This window comes from Amycolatopsis sp. NPDC006131, from assembly GCF_040614175.1.
GTDB lineage: Bacteria > Actinomycetota > Actinomycetes > Mycobacteriales > Pseudonocardiaceae > Amycolatopsis_E > Amycolatopsis_E tucumanensis.
Genome location: NZ_JBEXTX010000021.1, coordinates 43,723 through 60,598, shown reverse-complemented (window position 1 = coordinate 60,598; position 16,876 = coordinate 43,723). Strand labels below are relative to the sequence as shown.

Annotated in this window: 16 protein-coding genes; 6 read left to right on the top strand and 10 right to left on the bottom strand. The window is 72.6% G+C overall.

Annotated features, from left to right (window positions below; translation table 11 throughout):
• Positions 1–222: 222 nt before the first annotated feature.
• Positions 223–1,368, bottom strand: coding sequence for an epoxide hydrolase family protein (locus tag ABZ215_RS14285; protein WP_354949814.1), 1,146 nt, complete (start codon positions 1,366–1,368; stop codon positions 223–225).
• Between the two features lie 81 nt (positions 1,369–1,449).
• On the opposite strand from ABZ215_RS14285, the gene ABZ215_RS14280 reads away from it, so the two are divergent.
• From ABZ215_RS14280 to ABZ215_RS14265, 4 genes are all read left to right on the top strand, one after another.
• The gene (locus ABZ215_RS14280; RefSeq protein WP_354949813.1) at positions 1,450–2,031 is read left to right on the top strand and encodes a CGNR zinc finger domain-containing protein; all 582 of its coding nucleotides are present in this window, start codon (positions 1,450–1,452) and stop codon (positions 2,029–2,031) included.
• Between the two features lie 2 nt (positions 2,032–2,033).
• A complete protein-coding gene (locus tag ABZ215_RS14275) occupies positions 2,034–2,306 on the top strand; it encodes a hypothetical protein (protein ID WP_354949812.1) in 273 nt (90 codons plus the stop codon).
• A gap of 126 nt (positions 2,307–2,432) precedes the next feature.
• The gene (locus tag ABZ215_RS14270; RefSeq protein WP_354949811.1) at positions 2,433–2,693 is read left to right on the top strand and encodes a hypothetical protein; all 261 of its coding nucleotides are present in this window, start codon (positions 2,433–2,435) and stop codon (positions 2,691–2,693) included.
• Positions 2,694–2,774: 81 nt separating this feature from the next.
• A complete protein-coding gene (locus tag ABZ215_RS14265; RefSeq protein ID WP_354949810.1) occupies positions 2,775–3,866 on the top strand; it encodes a HAMP domain-containing sensor histidine kinase in 1,092 nt (363 codons plus the stop codon).
• On the opposite strand, the gene ABZ215_RS14260 is transcribed toward ABZ215_RS14265, so the two are convergent.
• Genes ABZ215_RS14260 through ABZ215_RS14240 form a run of 5 tightly spaced genes read right to left on the bottom strand, consistent with a single transcriptional unit; the run spans position 3,863 to position 8,204 of the window.
• Positions 3,863–4,984, bottom strand: coding sequence for a UDP-N-acetylglucosamine--N-acetylmuramyl-(pentapeptide) pyrophosphoryl-undecaprenol N-acetylglucosamine transferase (locus ABZ215_RS14260; protein WP_354949809.1), 1,122 nt, complete (start codon positions 4,982–4,984; stop codon positions 3,863–3,865). The genes ABZ215_RS14265 and ABZ215_RS14260 overlap by 4 nt on opposite strands.
• On the bottom strand, positions 4,981–5,559 hold the full coding sequence (locus ABZ215_RS14255) for a hypothetical protein (RefSeq protein WP_354949808.1): 579 nt from the start codon (positions 5,557–5,559) through the stop codon (positions 4,981–4,983). The genes ABZ215_RS14260 and ABZ215_RS14255 overlap by 4 nt, the downstream gene beginning before the upstream one ends.
• A 55-nt stretch (positions 5,560–5,614) precedes the next feature.
• Positions 5,615–6,223 (bottom strand): D-Ala-D-Ala dipeptidase VanX, encoded by a 609-nt coding sequence (vanX, locus tag ABZ215_RS14250; RefSeq protein ID WP_354709121.1) that lies wholly within the window; start codon positions 6,221–6,223, stop codon positions 5,615–5,617.
• The gene (gene vanA / locus ABZ215_RS14245) at positions 6,220–7,257 is read right to left on the bottom strand and encodes a D-alanine--(R)-lactate ligase (RefSeq protein WP_354949807.1); all 1,038 of its coding nucleotides are present in this window, start codon (positions 7,255–7,257) and stop codon (positions 6,220–6,222) included. Before vanA ends, vanX begins: the two co-directional genes overlap by 4 nt.
• Entirely contained in the window at positions 7,254–8,204 is a 951-nt protein-coding gene (locus ABZ215_RS14240; RefSeq protein WP_354949829.1) for a D-isomer specific 2-hydroxyacid dehydrogenase family protein, read from the bottom strand. The genes vanA and ABZ215_RS14240 overlap by 4 nt, the downstream gene beginning before the upstream one ends.
• A gap of 487 nt (positions 8,205–8,691) precedes the next feature.
• Here ABZ215_RS14240 and ABZ215_RS14235 point away from each other — a divergent pair, with 487 nt between their 5' ends.
• Complete coding sequence (locus tag ABZ215_RS14235) at positions 8,692–9,354, top strand: hypothetical protein (RefSeq protein WP_354949806.1); 663 nt, start codon at positions 8,692–8,694, stop codon at positions 9,352–9,354.
• A gap of 36 nt (positions 9,355–9,390) precedes the next feature.
• Here the strand turns inward: ABZ215_RS14235 and ABZ215_RS14230 are convergent, their stop codons facing one another.
• A complete protein-coding gene (locus ABZ215_RS14230) occupies positions 9,391–9,780 on the bottom strand; it encodes a VOC family protein (RefSeq protein ID WP_237334894.1) in 390 nt (129 codons plus the stop codon).
• A 191-nt stretch (positions 9,781–9,971) separates the two neighbouring features.
• Between ABZ215_RS14230 and ABZ215_RS14225 the strand changes: the two genes are divergently transcribed.
• Entirely contained in the window at positions 9,972–10,307 is a 336-nt protein-coding gene (locus ABZ215_RS14225; RefSeq protein ID WP_354949805.1) for a hypothetical protein, read from the top strand.
• On the opposite strand, the gene ABZ215_RS14220 is transcribed toward ABZ215_RS14225, so the two are convergent.
• The 3 genes from ABZ215_RS14220 to ABZ215_RS14210 form a co-directional block, all read right to left on the bottom strand.
• Positions 10,304–12,184, bottom strand: a complete 1,881-nt coding sequence (locus tag ABZ215_RS14220) for an FAD-dependent monooxygenase (protein WP_354949804.1) — start codon at positions 12,182–12,184, stop codon at positions 10,304–10,306. The genes ABZ215_RS14225 and ABZ215_RS14220 overlap by 4 nt on opposite strands.
• Positions 12,184–13,353 (bottom strand): MFS transporter, encoded by a 1,170-nt coding sequence (locus ABZ215_RS14215; protein ID WP_354949803.1) that lies wholly within the window; start codon positions 13,351–13,353, stop codon positions 12,184–12,186. Before ABZ215_RS14215 ends, ABZ215_RS14220 begins: the two co-directional genes overlap by 1 nt.
• Positions 13,354–13,432: 79 nt before the next feature.
• On the bottom strand, positions 13,433–16,855 hold the full coding sequence (locus tag ABZ215_RS14210) for a BTAD domain-containing putative transcriptional regulator (protein WP_354949802.1): 3,423 nt from the start codon (positions 16,853–16,855) through the stop codon (positions 13,433–13,435).
• Between the last annotated feature and the right edge of the window lie 21 nt (positions 16,856–16,876).

Below are 16,876 nucleotides of genomic sequence, written 5' to 3'. Positions count from 1 at the left end.
CTCGAGAGCGGCGGACAGGTTGGTGACGAACGCCAGGGTGACATCCGTGCTCAACGGCTGGGTCCACCTGCTCACCAGAGCGAGATCCGGCTGTTCCTGGTGCTGACCGGGCTCCAGATTCTTGGCCTCATTGGACACGCCCCTGATCCCCGGCGCCGAGCTGACCACATCAAGGATTGGAAAGAGCACGGCAACGGCGGCTGAAGCGTCAAGTAGTGGCGTTCACCGGCGCGCGGCCAGCACTGCCCCGAGTCCTTCGCGCAGGTCCTGTACGAAGTAGCCGGGAACCTCCAGCGACGGGAAATGTCCCCCGCGTTCCGGCGCCCGCCACCGGACGATCTGCCGGTACCGTGCCTGCGCCCAGGGTCGCGGGCACTTCTCGATGTCCCGCGGGTACATCGTGATCGCCGACGGGACGTCCACCCGCAGTTCCGGGTCCAGCGAGTTGTGGCTTTCGTAGTAGATGCGGGCCGCCGACGCGCCCGTCCGCGTCAGCCAGTACAGGGTCACGTCGTCCAGGATCCGGTCCCGCGAGATCGTCTCGAACGGGCTGTCCTCGGTGTCCGACCACTCGGCGAACTTGTCGAGGATCCAGGCGAGCAGCCCGGCCGGCGAGTCGACGAGCGAGTAGCCGATGGTCTGCGGCCGGGTCGCCTGCTGCTTCGCGTACGCCGCGCGCGTGCCCCAGAAATCGCGGGTTTCCTCGGCCCACCGGCGCTCGACCGCCGTCAGCCCGTCCATGCTCATCCCGGGCGGCCCCTCCGCGAACGTGCTGTGGATGCCGAGCACGTGCTCCGGGAACCGGCCGCCGAGGACCGTGGTGATGTTGCCGCCCCAGTCGCCGCCGTGGGCCAGGAACTGGCGGTAGCCGAGCCTGCCCATCAGCTCCACCCAGGCGGCCGCGATCTTCTCGGTCCCCCACCCCGTGGTGGCCGGCTTGTCGCTGTAGCCGAAGCCCGGCAACGACGGGACCACGACGTGGAACGCCGGCGCGTTCGCGTCGTCCGGATCGGCGAGCTGGTCCACCACGTCGACGAATTCGGCGACGCTGCCCGGCCAGCCGTGGGTCAGGACCAGCGGCGTGGCGTCCGCGCGCGCGGAACGGCGGTGCAGGAAGTGGATTCCCAGGTCGTCGATGGTCGTGCGGAACTGGCCGATCTCGTTGAGGCGCTTCTCGAACGCCCGCCAGTCGTAGCCGGTGCGCCAGTAGTCCACGAGCTCGACGAGGTCGGCGAGCGGAACGCCCTGTCCCCATCGCTGTCGGGTCGTCTCGGGCTCGGGGAGCCGCGCCGCGGCCAATCGGGCGCGCAGATCGTCGAGTTCGGCGTCGGGCGTGTGGGTTTCGAAAGCTTGCACGTCGCTGGACATGACACCTCCTGCCATCGCGGAACCGGCTTAGACGGTTCTATCATCCCGTCCCGGCGACGCGCAACCGGCTATGGTGGTTCCATGCGTGCTGGCTTCCCCGAATTCCGCCTCGGTAGCGTGCTGGCGACCAGCTTCACCGGGACGCTGTCGGAGCGTTTCGGTGATCCGGTGGAGCGCATCCCGACGCCGCAGCGGCTCGTCGACTGGCTGGCGGTGTACGACCTCGCCGTGGAGTCCTGCACCCCAGCGCAACTCGAACTCGCCAAGGAACTGCGGGAGTCCATCCACGCCGCCGCGACGGCCGCCGCGAAACAGCAACCTCTCCCCAAGCCCGCGGTCCAGGTCATCAACGACCGCAGCGCGCAGGGCCGGGCCACGGCCGTCCTGACGCCTGAGGGCACGCGTCGGTGGCTGCTCAGCTCGCCCGACCGCGTGGAAGACGCCCTGGGCGTGATCGCCGCCGACGCGATCAGCATCATCGCGGGCGAACGAGACGGACGACTCGCGCTGTGCGCCTCACCCACCTGCCAAGCCGCCTTTTTCGACACGAGCCGGAGCCGCACCCGCCGGTGGTGCGACATGAACACCTGCGGCAACCGCGAGAAGAAGGCGCGGTTCTACGCCAACCAGCGCAACAACGCCCGCTCAGGGACCGGGAGCTGACCATGTCGCCGGACGGTGTGCCGGACTGGTTGCCGGAGTGGTGTCTGGACCACGTCGGGAACCGGCCCGCCGCCGTGCTGTTCCGGCGCCGCTCGATGTCGGCGGTGTTCGGTCTCCGGTCGGCCGACGGCACGACCGCGGTGGTCAAGGCCCGCCCCGGCGGCAAGGTGTTGCGTGGCGACTCACCTGAGCACGCAGGGCAGGCTCCGACGAGCTCTGACGGCCGTCTCCAGGAGGTGGGCGGGCACGAGACTCTGGTCCTTCTCATCGAGTGACTCGATCGACGGCCACATCCCCGGGGTCACGCCGACTTCGAGGCGCACAACCTCCGGTGGCACGACCACGAAGTGCGGACGGTGCACGACTGGGACAGCCTGGCCTGGCAACCCGAAGCTGGCCTGGTGGGAGCCGCGAGTGCGGTGTTCCCGAAGGTGGGACCGGCCACGCTGCCGCCGATCGAAAGCACCGAGGCGTTCCTGGGCGCCTACCAGGATGCGCGGGGCCGCTCGTTCACCGCGGAAGAGCAGCAGGTCGCGTGGGCGGCAGGCCTGTGGCCGGCTGCCCATGACATCCGGTGGGAATCACTCCACGGCTACACCGCGGTCTCCGGGAAGGCGTTCTGGTCACAAGCCGCCGAACGCCTCCGCCGGGCCACCGCCTGACAACAACTGGTCGATACGCCTGCGATATGCGGGGACTTCTACGGTTGAGGACATGCGTGGGGCTGTGAGGTGGCCGGGACTGTGAACAAGGGGACAGGGCTGAGCGCCCGCGCCAAGCTGACCCTCAGCTACGCCGGGTTCCTCATGATCGCGGGTGTCCTGCTCCTCACGGCCGTCTGGGTGTTCTTGCCGATGGGGCCCGCCGGCATCGAGTTCCCCGCGCCGGCCGACTTCGCCCGGGTCTTCAACCCGGGCAACCGGGGGCCGGTGGTGTTCCTCCCGGCCGCGATCCTGGTGCTGGGCTTCATGCTGGTGTTCGGCCTGGTGGGCGGCTGGGTTCTCGCGGGCCGCATGCTGGCGCCCCTGGACCGCATCACGGAGGCGACGCGCACCGCCGCGAAGGGGTCGCTCTCCCACCGCATCGAGTTGCAGGGCCGCACCGACGAGTTCGGCGAACTCGCCGACGCCTTCGACAGCATGCTGGCCCGGCTCGAGGCGCACGTCGCCGAGCAGCGGCGGTTCGCGGCCAACGCCTCGCACGAACTGCGCACCCCGCTCGCGATCACGCAGACGCTGCTCGACCTCGCCCGCAACGATCCGGACCGTGCGAGCAGCGAGCTCGACGAACGCCTCCGCGTCGTCAACGCCCGGGCGATCGAGCTCACCGAAGCGCTGCTGCTGCTCAGCCGCGCCGACCAGCGGTCCTTCACCCGGGAAGACGTCGACCTGTCCCTCGTCGCGGAAGAAGCGACCGAGATGCTCCTCCCGCTCGCCGAGAAGCATGACGTCACCATCGAGACCGGCGGCGAAGTCGCCCACACGATCGGCTCCCCCGCGCTCCTGCTGCAGCTGACCACCAACCTCATGCACAACGCGATGGTCCACAACTCGCCCGAGGGCGGCACGGTCGCGGTCCGCACGACGTCCGTGCCGGGCTGGGTGGTGCTGACCGTGGAGAACACCGGCGACAAGCTCGACCCGCAGTTGGTCGCGACGCTCACCGAGCCGTTCCAGCGCGGCACCCAGCGCACCCGGACCGATCACGCGGGGGTCGGCCTCGGCCTGACGATCGTCCGGAGCATCGCGCAGGCACACGATGGCACGCTCTCGCTCAGCCCCCGCGCCGGTGGCGGACTGCGTGCCACCGTGCGGCTCCCGGGAGGTCACCGCTAGCCCACAGCTGAGGCGAGAGCCCGTCGCTCGGCGACCACGGTGAGCACGTGGCGGGCGAGGACGACATCGGCCGCCGGAGCGCCGACCCTGAACGCGCGAGCCGTCATGTCCGCGATGCGCCCGGGATCGGTGAGGACCGGGATCAGGGTGGTTTCGATCCAGGCCGGGTCGAGTTCCGCGTCGTCGACGATCAGGGCCGCACCGGCCGCGGCCAGCGGTTCGGCGTTCCACCGCTGCTCGCCGCCGCGCAACGGCAACGGGACGTACGCGGCAGGCAGTCCGACGGCGGCCAGTTCCGCGCAGGTCATCGCCCCGGAGCGGCAGAGCGCGAAATCGGCCGCGGCGTAGGCGTACTGCATCTCGTCGACGTAGGGGACGACGACGTGCGGCGGGTCGCCGCCGGGCACCTCGACCCGGTGCCGCGGCCCGGAGATGTGCAGCACCTGCACGCCGCTCCCCCGCAACGCCGCGCTCGCGCCGGACACCGCGGCGTTGATCGTCGCCGCGCCCTGCGAACCACCGGTGACGAGCAGCACGGGCCCGTCGGGCCGCAACCCGAACCGCCGCCGCGCGGCATCACGCAGCGCGGCCCGGTCGAGTCCGCTGATCGCCCGCCGCAGTGGAATCCCGATCGGGGTCGCGTGCGGCAGCCGGACGCCCGGCGCGGCGGTGAACACGTGCTCCGTCATCCTGGCCGCCAGCCGGTTCGCCACGCCCGGCCTGGCGTTCGCCTCGTGCACGACGATCGGCAGGCCTCGCCGCCGGGCGGCGAGATAGGCGGGCATCGCGACGTAGCCGCCGAAGCCCACCACGACCTCGGCGCGCGTGCGATCGAGAACCGCGCCGGCCGCTCGCACCGATTCCCCCAGGGAGCCGGGCATCCGCAGCAGGGACCGGTCCAGCCGGCGTGGCAGTGGCGACGGCGGGATGAGTTCCAGCGGGTAGCCGCGCTCGGGAATCAGCACCGTGTCCAGACCGCGGACGGTTCCGAGCGCGGTGATCTCGGCCGTGGGTGCCAGCCGGCGCAGCGCGTCGGCGAGGTTCATCGCGGGCTCGATGTGCCCGGCGGAATGGCCGCCGGCGACGACGACGCGCGGCGCCGTTCCGCCCGCCGTCACGACGGCCTCGTGATCAGGATCCCGCGGTCGGCGTGGAACCGCTGGAACACCCGCATGGGCAGGGTCGCCGAGTCCGAGTTGTGGGTGTAACCCGAGGGGTTGTGGAACCGCACGACCCCGCCGTGGACCGCGTGCACGAGGACGAGGTGACCTCCCCGGCACGGCTGCGGGGTGGCCGGGTCGCGGATCTCGGGCGACACGGAGGCGATCAGGACCTGCCCGGGCCGGACCTCCCGGCTGGACACGTCGATCGGGGTGCGCTCGACGAGCCGGCAGTCGAACCCGAACCGCGCGCTGACCCAGGCCATGAACGGCCGGTAGATCAATCCCTGGACCGCGCCCGAGGGCTCGACCACGTAGCAGCCCCAGTCGAGTGCTTGCGTGAGGAGCTCGCCCATGGAGAGCCGGACGTCGGTCCAGCCGTGCAGCAGCGACTGCAGGCACGCCAGGCCGCAGACCTTGCGGGACCAGAACAGGTACTCCTCGCGTGAGCGGTAGCCGTGGGCCGCCCAGTCGTCCCGCTCGGTGTGCGGCAGGAAGACCTCCAGGCCCGCCGGGTCGGTCCGGCGCATCACGACGTCGTCGTTGCGCTCCAGACGTCCCCACTGAGAGACGCACGGGAGAACCACGTCAGGTGATGGGGAAATCGAAGTAGACATCGGGGTAGGGTTCGTTCCTCAGCGTGTAGTGCCACCACTCGCGGTCGTACCGGTCGAACCCGCAGTCCTCCATGATCGAGCGGAGGCGCTCGCGGTTCTGGAGCTCGGCCGGCGCGATCTCCGTGGCGTGGTGGCGTGAGACCGGGTCCATGAGGTCGTGCCGGCCACCCATCGCCGCGAGCTCGCCGCTGGCGAGGTGGTAGAGCGTCAGGTCGACGGTGCTGCCCCGGGTGTGGCCCGACTTGGCGGCCACGTACCCCTTCTCGACCATGTCGGCCCGGTCGATGTTCGGGTAGTGCCGTGGTTTGGTCCGGCCGTCCTCGGGTTGCCCGGACCAGCGGAGGAAGCAGTCGACGGCGCGCTGCGGGCGGTACCCGTCCCAGAGCAGCAGTCCGAAGCCGAGGGATGCGGCCTTGTCCCGTGCTTGTTCGAGGGCCGCGCACAGTGCGCGGGTGCCGACGATGCGGTTCGCGAGGTAGCCGTCGACCGGTTTGCCGGTGAAGTTGTCCCAGGTGGCGTACTTGGCGTCCCAGCGGATGCCGGGCACGAGCTCGTCGACGTAGGCGAAGTCGTCGTTCATCGCCTCATCCGCAGGGTGGCCGAGACGAGCCGGTCGATCACGTCGGAGAGCGGGAGTCCCGCGGCGTTCATCATCCGTGGGTAGCGGCTGTAGGAGGTCATGCCGGGCATGGTGTTGACCTCGTTGAGGACCACCTGGAGGTCGGCGGTGAGGAACACGTCCACGCGGGCCAGCCCGGTGCAGCCCAGGGCGCGGTAGATGGTCTTGGCGGTCTCCTGGACGAGGGTGCGCGATGCGTCGGGGATGTCGGCGGGGACGATGAAGGTCGCGTTCTCGGACCCGGTCTCGGGCGAGTCCTCCTGGTGGATCCGGAAGAACCCGTGCGTGAGGTCGACGCGGTCCACCTCGCCCACGACCAGTCCGGACTGTTCCTCCAGGACCGCGCAGCCGATCTCCTCGCCGTCGACGGCCGCCTCGATGAGGATCTTCGAGTCGTACTGCCGCGCGTCCTCCAGCGCGGCCGGCAGCTCGTCCGCCCCGGTGACCTTGCTGACGCCGAACGAGGAGCCCGAGCGGGCCGGCTTCACGAAGACCGGATACGGAAGGCTGTCGGGATCGACCTTGTCGTCCTCGGTGACGATCCAGAACCTCGGCGTGGCGATGCCCGCGTTCGCGGCGACGGTGTAGGCCAGGGACTTGTCCATGCACACGGCCGAGCCCTGGATGCCGCAGCCGACGTAGGGGATGCCGGCGAGTTCCAGCAGCCCTTGGATGGCGCCGTCCTCGCCGAGCTTGCCGTGCAGCACGGGGAAGACCACGTCGAGGCGCACGGTCTCGTAGCTTCCCTGCTCCATCACCAGCAGGCCGTGCACGCCGCGGTCCGGCGACAGCGCGGCCGGGCGGGCGTTGCCGGTCTCCCACCCCTCGACGGGACCGTCGCAGAGCTTCCACTCGCCTCCGGTCGTGATGCCGATCCAGATCGGTTCGTACTTGCCGGGGTCGAGGTGCTTGGCGACCTCGCGCGCGGACTTGACGGAAACGGGGTGTTCTTCGCCGGCGCCGCCGAAGATGATCCCGACTGTCAACCTGGTCATGCTGTGGTCCCGCTTTCGAAGTTCAGGCAGTTGAGGAGGGTGTTTTCGACGATGTCGTGCAGGGCCCGCTCGGTGTAGTAGGCGGAGTGCGGGCTGATCAGCACGTTCGGCATCCGCTGGAGGCGCACCAGTGCCTCGTTGCCGATGTGCTCGCCGCGGCAGTCGGCGTAGAAGATCCCTTCCTCGCCTTCGATGACGTCCAGCGCCGCTCCGCCCAGCTCGCCGTTTTCCAGTGCCGACACCAGGGCCTCGGTGTCGAGCAGCGGTCCGCGGCCGGTGTTGACGACGTACGCGCCGGGCTTCATCCGCTCGATGCGCCTGCGGTCGAGGAGGTGGTGCGTCTCCACGGTGAGCGGGGTGTGCAGCGTGACGATGTCGCTGCGCTCGACCAGTTCGTCGAGCGGAACGTAGGTCACGGCGGCGCGGGGGTGCGTGTCGTAGGCGAGCACGCGGCAGCCGAAGCCCCGCAGCCGGTCGAGGACCGCGATGCCGATGCGCCCGGTGCCGACCACGCCGACGGTCAGGTCGCGCAGTTCCTTGCCGCGCGTTTCGCTGAGCCGGTAGTCGAAGGAGTCGGTGCGGCGGATGATGGATTTGGCGTGGCGCACCGCCATCAGCATCAACATCAGGGTGTAGTCGGCGACGCTGTCCGGCGAGTAGGCGACGTTGCCGACCGAAACGCCGAGGCGTTCGGCGAAGTGCAGGTCGATGTGGTCGAAGCCGATGCTCCGGGTGCAGATGTACTCGACGCCGGCGCGGCTGAGTGCCAGCAGGGTGGCGTTGGTGATCCGGGTCTTGTGGCTGACGCTGACGCACCGGTTGCCGCGCGCCAGTTCGGCGTTGTCCACGCAGGCGGCCGCCTCGACGGGGGTCACGGACATCCCGAGGCGGGTTCCCAGGTCCCGGAACGCGGCGGTTTCGTCCCGGCTGCAGCCGAAAGCCGTCAGCCCGGCCTGGGGTGGCCGAGGCTCCGTTCCCGCGCGAACGAGCGTTTCGCTGCGTCTCAAACCCAATTCGCTGGAAGCCATGCGGCGAGTCAAGACGACGCGGTGTTGCCGGTGCGTATTCGGTTTTCGATATGCGGACGATATGCGGGCATCGGGCCGGATCGGCCCGGCCGCTGGTCAGCATTGAGGGGGTCGGTGGATCGGACCGCTCAACGATGGTTGCGTCGGCGGCGCCGATTGTGCGGTCGCCCCGCAGCGACCCGACGATCTCAGCTCACCGGCGATCGCGCACCGAGCCGTAGCGCAGCCGGCGACGAGGTTTACCATGCACACGTTTCAGTTACGTCCCGATGTCGCTCGACCTGCGCGGTCAGGCGGGTCGGGTTCGCTGGGCGGAGGCATGGGCTTTGATGTTGTGCACGATCGCGTCTTCCGCGTCCGGCGAGGCGCTGTGGGTCGGTGCCCGGAGCGTCGATGTGGTGACGGCGTGAGTTCCCCGCAGTTCCCCGGGATCGTGTTCGAGCAGGCGCCCAACGCGGTCGTCACCGAGGTGCACCGCACGGCGGGGCCGCGTGAAGTCGTGTACGGCAACGCGCGCGGTCAGATCGGCAACGGCGACCGGGTGACCTGGGGGTTCGCCGCCGCGCGTCTCGGCCGGCGGTTGCCGCACATCGTCCTGGAGAACCGTCGTGGTGGCGGGATCATCTCCACCGACGCGTCGGAGGGGGTGGCGCGGGGGCAGCGCCTGCGCTTCGGGGGCGAATTCGACCGGACGTTCGCGCTTCACTGCCCCGAAGGGTGTGAACGCGACGCGCGGTACCTGTTCACCGCGGACGTGGTGGCGAGCCTGCTCGCCAACGCCGCCGCGCTCGATGTCGAGGTGGTCGACGACTGGCTGCTCGTCTACGCGTCGCGCCCCATCTCGCCTACGGACCCCGATACCTGGCCGCGCCTGACAGCCGTGGCAGACACCCTCGGCGACCAAGCGGACGCCTGGGCGCGCTGGCGCGATACCGACCGGCCCGGGTCGGCCGAGGTGGCCGCCGGCCGGCGCTTGCGGCCCGTGCCTCCGTGGCGGTGGGTGTGGCGGTTCGCGGTGGTGGTGGCCACGCTGGTCGCGTTCGGCCTGCTCTGGGAGTTGCTGACCTGACCCCCGCCGGCTGCGGTCGGCGGTGCCGGTCGATCGTCAGCTCTGCGGCAGGTTCTCCCACAGGCCCATGACGTTGCCCTCGGTGTCGGTGAAGTACGCGTAGAACCCCATGCCGGGGATCTCGGTGCGTCCGACCACCTTGGCGCCGCCGAGCTGCTCGACCTTCTGCAACGTCTCGTCGATGCTCGCCACGTCGATGGTGATCACCGGGCTCTTCGGCGCGGACTCCTCGCGGGCGAACATGCCGCCGTTGATGAAGCCGGGCTCGTTCGGCATGCCCTGCTCGGAGGTGGGGCCGGTGGCCACGCTGGTGTAGTTCATCTCGGGCATCTCGGTGACGTTCCAGCCGAACGCCTCGCGGTAGAAGCCGCGGGCTCGTTCGCCGTCGTCGAAGGGGATCTCGAAGTGGACGATCCTGCCGCTCATCGCCGCCTCCTGCCTTGGCTCGAAACCGGGCCATCGACGCTAGGCCCGGCCACCCGCGCGCCGACAGAGGATTTGGTCCCACCCGTCACCCGGTCAGGTCGTTCTGCCGGCACGGACGGGTGTCGCGGGCGCTGTCGATCTTCCGGCGGCCGAGCATGGGTACCGGAGCGACGACGCGAAAGGACCGTGCGATGGCGATGAAGCTGCAGAGCCGCTGGCGGCGTCTCCTCGACCAGCACCCGGTCTGGCAGGACGAGGACGACCTGGACAACCTCGCCTTCGACCCGCCGCGCGAGTCCCTCAAGGACCACAGCGACTGCCCGATCGCCCCTGCCTGCGACGGCTGCGGCGCGACCGCGGGCCTGCGGGTGGCGACGTCGATGTTCAGCCGCCCCGGCGGCGGGTACGACGTGGCGTGCGCGACGGTGTGCGAGCAGTGCGCAGGGCGGCCGTTCCTGTTCCTGCTGACCGAGCAGCAACTGCGCTGCGCCTTCGACGCCCACAGCACCCACCTCCCCCGCGCCTAACCGACCGGCAGCTCGTCCACCGGTAGCGGGTACGGCGAGATCACCGGCAGGTACGGCTCGGCGTCCCACCCGAGCGCCCGGATCCGGGCCGCGCTGCGGCGGCCGCTGATCACGGCGAACAGTTCGGCCCGCGGCGCGGTCAGGGTCGCCGCCGGCTCGCCCCTCCCCAGCACCCACTCCTCGTCGCCGTCGGTGAGGCGCAGCGCCGGCATGCCCCGGCGCACGAGGCGGGTGTGCAGCCAGTTCCGGAAGACCGCGAACCCGAGCCGCGTGACCGGCGCCGCCGGGTCGCCCGCCGCGCCGAGGGCCTCGCGCAGATCTTCCAGGTGCACGGCGAGGTCGGCCACCGGTGAGGTCAGCATCCACGGTGGACCGTCCGGCGACTCGCCGCGGCGCAGTGCGGCCACCAGGCGGGCGCCGTGGTCGTCGAACTCGCGCAGCAGCGTCGCGGGGTCGAGGTGGGCGCGCCGGGCCACCTGGTCGGCTGTCCAGCGGTCGCGAGCCGCGGCCAGCGCCGGGTCGTTCCACGCGTCGGCCGCTTCGGGGAAGTACGTGCCCCGCACGGTTTCCTCGGCCACGCCGGTGAGGTGCGCGATCAGGTCCCGCATCGTCCACTCCGGACACGCGGGCACCGGTGCGGTCAGCTCGGCAGGCACGTCCTCGACCAGCGACCGCACCCGGCGGAGCCCGTCCTCGTAGGCCCACGCGGCCTTCCACCGCGCGGTCCGCTCCGGGGTGTGCACCGTGGAGGGCCGGACCCGTTTGGTGAAGGTGTCCAGGAACCCTTGCGCCGCCACGGGATCGGCGGCGAGCCCGGCGTAGTGCGCGCTCGCGCCGGGCGAGGAGAACCGGGCCAGCCGGAAGGACCACTCGTAGTGCTCGGCGGCCCGCTCGTCGCGCCACGCCCCGTACCCGGACAGGTCGGACCCGTCGGCCAGGGCAGCGGCGAGGTACCAGGCCTGGTGCACGGCGTCGCCGATGCCCTGCGCGGTGGACGGGTGCTTGAAGTGCCCGGCGTCGCCCAGCAGCGCCCAGCCGGGGCCCGCGGCCTGGCGGTAGTGCCCGCGCATCATCGTCTCCGGCACCACGACCAGCGGTGACACGCGTTCGGCGCGGTCGAGCAGGCGCGGGTTGAGCACGGCCGGGAACTGCCGCAGCCCGTCCCGGTAGCGGGCCTCGCGGACGTCGGCGGAACCGCGGGTCGTCTCGGGCGGCCCGGCGAGCGAGAGGAGGTGGATGCCGTCCTCGTTCGGCACGGACATCAGCGCCGCGTGGTCGTGCAGGTCGATGTGGCACCACTCCGACGGCGGCAGGCCGCGCCAGTAGGCCATGAGGAACGCCATGTCGCCGCGCAGTTCGCGGGTCGCGGGCAGGCCGAGGCGCCGGGCCACGGTGGACACGCGCCCGTCGGCGCCGAACACCCACGTCGCCTCGATGTGCTCGCCGGTGCCGAGCACCACGCCGCGCACGGGGTCGTCGCCGGTGCCGGCGCCGATCAGGCCGGTGATGGTGGTGCCGTACCGAATTTCGGCTCCGGCGTCGCGGGCGGTGTCGGCGATCGCGGCGTCCAGGGTGATGCGCCGGATGGACGCGCCGCGCTCGAAGCGGCCGACCGGGGTGAAGTCGCCGGCCACCTCGTGGCCGAGGACGCGCCAGCTGAAGTGCACGAACGGGATGTCGTGCGCGGCCAGCAGCCGGGGCAGGACGCCGAGGGCCTGCAACCGGTCGAGGGTGTCGGGGAACATCATGTGGGTGGAGACGGTGTCGCTGGGGAACCGGTCCCGTTCGACCACCAGCACTCGCCTGCCCTGGCGGGCCAGCAGTGCGGCGAGGGTCGATCCGGCGCAGCGGGCGCCGACCACGATGGCGTCGTACATCACGCACCTGCCTTCACCAGTTGCGCAACCCGTCGTCGCGCGACGGTCGCGGTCGAGGCCAGGGTCAGCGCGGCGAGCACGACCCCGAGCCCGGTCCAGCCGGCGACTGCGAGACCAGCGCCGCCCAGCACCGATCCGGCCAGGTACCCCAGTTGCACCGAGGTCGCGCGCAGGCTCATCGACTGCAACGGGCCGACACCGTCGAGGTCCAGCCCAACGGCGCTGCCCGCGATCACCCGGGCGCCGGACAACAGCGCGACCAGCGCGAACGCGGCGACAGAGAACGCGAAGGACGGCCGCAGCGCACCGAACACCAGCGTCATGACCGCCAATGCGGGCCCGACGGCGAGCAGCAGCGGCCGGGCGGCGCGGTCGACCCAGCGCCGGGCCAGCATGGTGCCCACCACGAAGCCCGCGGCTCCCCCGCCCAGCGCGAGACCGGCCGCGGCGACCGACACGCCGTGGGCGCCGGTCAGGAGACTGCCGCAGTAGACGAGCACCCCGGCCCAGCCGCCGTAGGCCAGCAGTTCGCCGAGTGCCCACCGGGCGGCGCCGGGGCGGCGGACGAGCGCGTGCGCCGGGTGCGGTTCGGGTTCGGGGGCGCCGGTCTCGCGGCGGATGGTGCCGGCCAGGGCGAACAGGCTCGCGGTCAGCGGCACCAGCCAGGCCAGCCGCCAGTTCTGCTGGCCGAGGATCCCGATGACCGGCATGCCGGCGATCCACGCGCTCGGCTGGCCGACCAGCGCCCAGGACAGGACCTGCGCGCGGCGGCCCGGTGGCGCCCAGCGTGCGGCCGCGGCCATGCCACCGGCCAGGACGATGGCGACGCCGGCGCCGAGGGCGACCTGCGCGGCGGCCAGCACGAGGTAGGTCGGGGCGGCCGCGCTGGCGAGGGCGGAGCCGGCGAGCAGCGTCAGACCGGCGATGAGGAGCTCCCGCAGCCGCCGTCGTCGGCGGGTGGTGACGAGCGCGATCGCGACGGCCGCGGCGGCGGCTCCGGACACGGCGCGCAGCAGGCCGGCCGCGCTGTCCGGGACGCCGAGGTCCTGGGCCACCGGAGTGAGGATCGGCGTGAGGGCCAGCAGGCTTGCCTGCACCGCGAACAGGCACGCGAAGAGGGTCGCGCTGGTGGCGACCGGTCCGGTTGGTGGTCGTGGCAGTCGCTTCATCGGAACTCACCTTCTTGGTCGAGCAGGTGAGGCTGACGTTCCTCCGTGGTCGTTGAAGTTCTGTGGAACGCGTGTTGAGTCAGCGACGCCAGCGCGGGTGCGCGCCGATCTCGTCGTGGATCCGCCGGGCCGCGGCAAGCTTCTCCCCCGCCTCCGCCCGCCTGCCGGTCCTGTTGAGCACGGCCGCCCAGGCGTGCAGGGCGTCCGCGCGGTGCCACGGCAGGCCGGCGAACAGCCGCAGCGCGGTCTCGAACGCCGTGTCGTCACCGGCGACCGCCGCGCGGGCGAGCGCGACGGTGCCGGCGCGGCCGCGCCAGTCCTCGCCGCCGGCGAGGATCTCGTCGCAGCGGACGAGGTGTCGGGCGGCTTCACCGGGGTCGGTGACGGCGAGCAGGCGGGCCAGCTCGGCGCGGGCGATCAGCTCGGTCGGCACCTGGGGCCCGGCGACGGCGAGGTCCAGCGCCTGCCGCAGGGCCGCGACGGCGCCGCCGGTGTCGCCGAGGAGGGTGCGGGTGGTGGCCAGCCAGCGGGCGTGGAAGGCGGCGTCGTGCAGGTCGCCTGCCGCTTCGTCGGCGGCCCGCGCCTGTGACCAGGCGTGTTCGGCGCCTTCCCAGTCGCCGTCGAGGAGCAGCAGGAGTCGCCTGCTGACCGCGTCGGCGGGCAGGGGCTCGGCGGCGCGGCGGGCCGCGCCGAGGTCACCGGCCAGCGCCAGTGCGAGGACGAGCTGGTCGGCCACGGCGTCGTGCGGGTAGCCGAGCGTGTCGAACCTGGCCTGGGACAGGCCGCGGCGGCACCAGCGGCGGCCGGCCACGGGGTCGAGCAGGTACTCGGTGGCGGTCAGGGCGGCCATGTTGACCGGGCCCCAGCCGACGTAGGGGTCGCCGAGGTCCTGCACGCGGGCCCACATGTCCTCCTCGATCGCGGCGGCCGCGCCCAGCTCACCCCGGTTGAAGCGGAACCACGCGGCGGCCCACGAGGCCAGGACGGTGAGGTCGCGCCTGCCCAGCCGGGCCGCCAGTTCGCGGGCCTGATCGGCGGCGGCGCCGAGCGTGGCGGTGCGCAGCCCGTACATGGCGGCCTGGGCGCGGCCGCGGTGCAGGTGGAAGCCCGCGCGGCCGTCGGGCAGGACGCGCCGGGCGGCGGCGAAGTGGTCCAGGGCGCGCGGGATGTCCATGATCGAGTGGTGCGTGCACAGCGCGCCGCCGAGTCGCGCGTGGACCGTCGCGACTGCCTCGTCGTTGCCGCGGTACAGCTCGAGGGCGCGTTCGAGCAGCCGCACCGCTTCGGGGAAGCCGGTGCTGGCCCGCAGCCGCAGGATCGCGGTGCGCACCGCCGCGTCAGCGCGAGTGGGCGCGGGCGCACCGGCTTGGTCGAGGATCGCGACCGCGGCCTCGGCGTGGGCGATGGCTTCGTCCCACGCGTACACCCGCTGCGCGTCACCAGCGGCGGCCAGGCTCAGCTCGGCCGCGTCGAGTGGGTCGGCGGCCGGTCCCGCGGCGCGCAGGTGCACGGCGGCGGACGCGGTCTCGGCCGGGCGGTCGCGCAGGAGCTGGGCGGCCCGCAGGTGCAGGCGCTGCCGGCGCGGGACGGGCAGGTCGGCGTGCACGGCGTCGCGCAGCAGGTCGTGCGGGAAGGCGTAGGCGACCTGCCACGAGCGGCCGGCTTCGACGAGGAACCCGGCGGCCACGGCGTCCTCGAGCGCGTCGATGAGCTGCTCTTCGGGCTGGTCGGCCAGGTGGGCGAGCAGTTCGTACCCGGCCTCCGGGCCGAGGACGGCGGCGCAGCGGACCACGTGCTGCGCGGGTTCGGGCAGGGTGCGCAGCCGGTGCCGGACGACGTCGCGCACACCGGCCGGCACCTGGCCGCGTTGCCAGTCCTCGCGCGTCCGGCGGTCGCGGGCCACTTCGGCGGCGTAGAACGGGTTGCCGCCGGTGGCGCGCCAGAGCCGCGGCACGAACCCGGCGGGCACGTCGCCGGCGACGGCGGTGACCAGTTCGGCGAGTTCGGTTTCGGTGAGCGGGCCGAGGGTGAGGCGGTCGGCGAGGCCTTCGGTGGCGGCGATCAGGTCGAGCAGCGGCGGGTGGTGGCCGCCCGGCGGGTCGCGGAAGCAGACGACCAGCAGCACCCGGGCGGGCAGGTGCTCGACGAGGTGGCGCAGCAGCAGCGAGCTGGCCCGGTCGAGGCGCTCGGCCTCCTCGACCACGAGCGCGACGGGCGCGGTGTCCGCGAGGCGGGTGAGCACCCAGGTGGCGGCCTCGAACAGGGCGTGCCGGTCGTCGGGCCCGGACGTGGTGTCGGCGGGGCGGGACAGCAGCGGGGTGAGGCGGGCGCGCAGGGCGGGCGGGGCGAGGTCGAGGCAGGCGTCGACGTCGGCGCTGGCGCGGAAGGCCGAGGCGATCGGGTGGTACGGCAGCATGGCCGCGGGATCACAACGCCCGACGAGGACGTGCGCGTCGGCGGCGGCTTCGTGCGCGAACTCGGCGACGAGCCGCGTCTTGCCCACCCCGCCCTCGCCGGAGACGAACGCGACGCGGCGGCCGCCGCCGCGGACGTCCTGCCACAAGGCGCGCAGGTGGGCCAGTTCGGCGGTGCGACCGGCCATCGGGACGCGCCGCACGACGGTGAACAGGGCGTCCGGTGGTGGCTGGACGCGTGGCGCCGGGGTGCCGGTGGGCGCGACCAGGCGGGGAGCGGGCAGCAGTGCCGGGTCGTGGCGGAGGATGCTGGTTTCCAGGCCGGCCAGCGCGGGGCCGGGGTCGAGGCCCAGTTCGTCGGCGAGGCGCCGCCGGGCGCGGGCGGCCACGTCCAGGGCGTCGACCTGCCGCCCGGTCCGGTAAAGGGCGAGCATCAGCTGCCCGGTGAGGCGTTCGCGGTACGGGTGGGCGGCGACCAGGCGTTCCAGCTCGGGAACGGCCTCGGCGTGCCGGCCGAGGGCGAGGTCGGCCTCGATGCGGCTTTCGGTGGCGACCAGGCGGAGTTCGTCCAGGCGGGCGGTCTCGGCCTCGGCGAACAGCGGCGCGTGGAGGTCTTCGAGCACCGGGCCGCGCCACAGGCCGAGCGCCTGTCGCAGCACGGTGGCGGCCCGGGGCGCGTCGCCGAGGCCGAGTGCTTCCCGCCCGAGCCCGACGAGCTGTTCGAAGCGCGCCGCGTCGAGCTGGGCGGGGTCGGCGAGCAGGCCGTACCCGGACCGGCGGGTGGCCAGCGCGCCGGACGCCCCGGCTTCGGCGAGACGGCGGCGCAGGTGCGACACGTGGGTGCGGAGGGTGACCTCGGCGCCGGCCGGTGGCGCCGCGCCCCACAGCGCCTCGGCGAGCCGGCCCGGCGCCACGAACTGGTTGAGGTTGAGCAGCAGAACGGCCAGCAGCTCCCGCTGTTTCGGCCCGCCGAGCGCGAGGGACTCGCCACCGGCGACGACGTCGAGCGGCCCGAGGATCCCGAACCGCAGGACCTCCGGTGAGGAGGTGTCACCGGAGGTGGCCGCCGCGCTGGTTCGGGGCGTCATCAGAGCAAACTACGTCGCGGC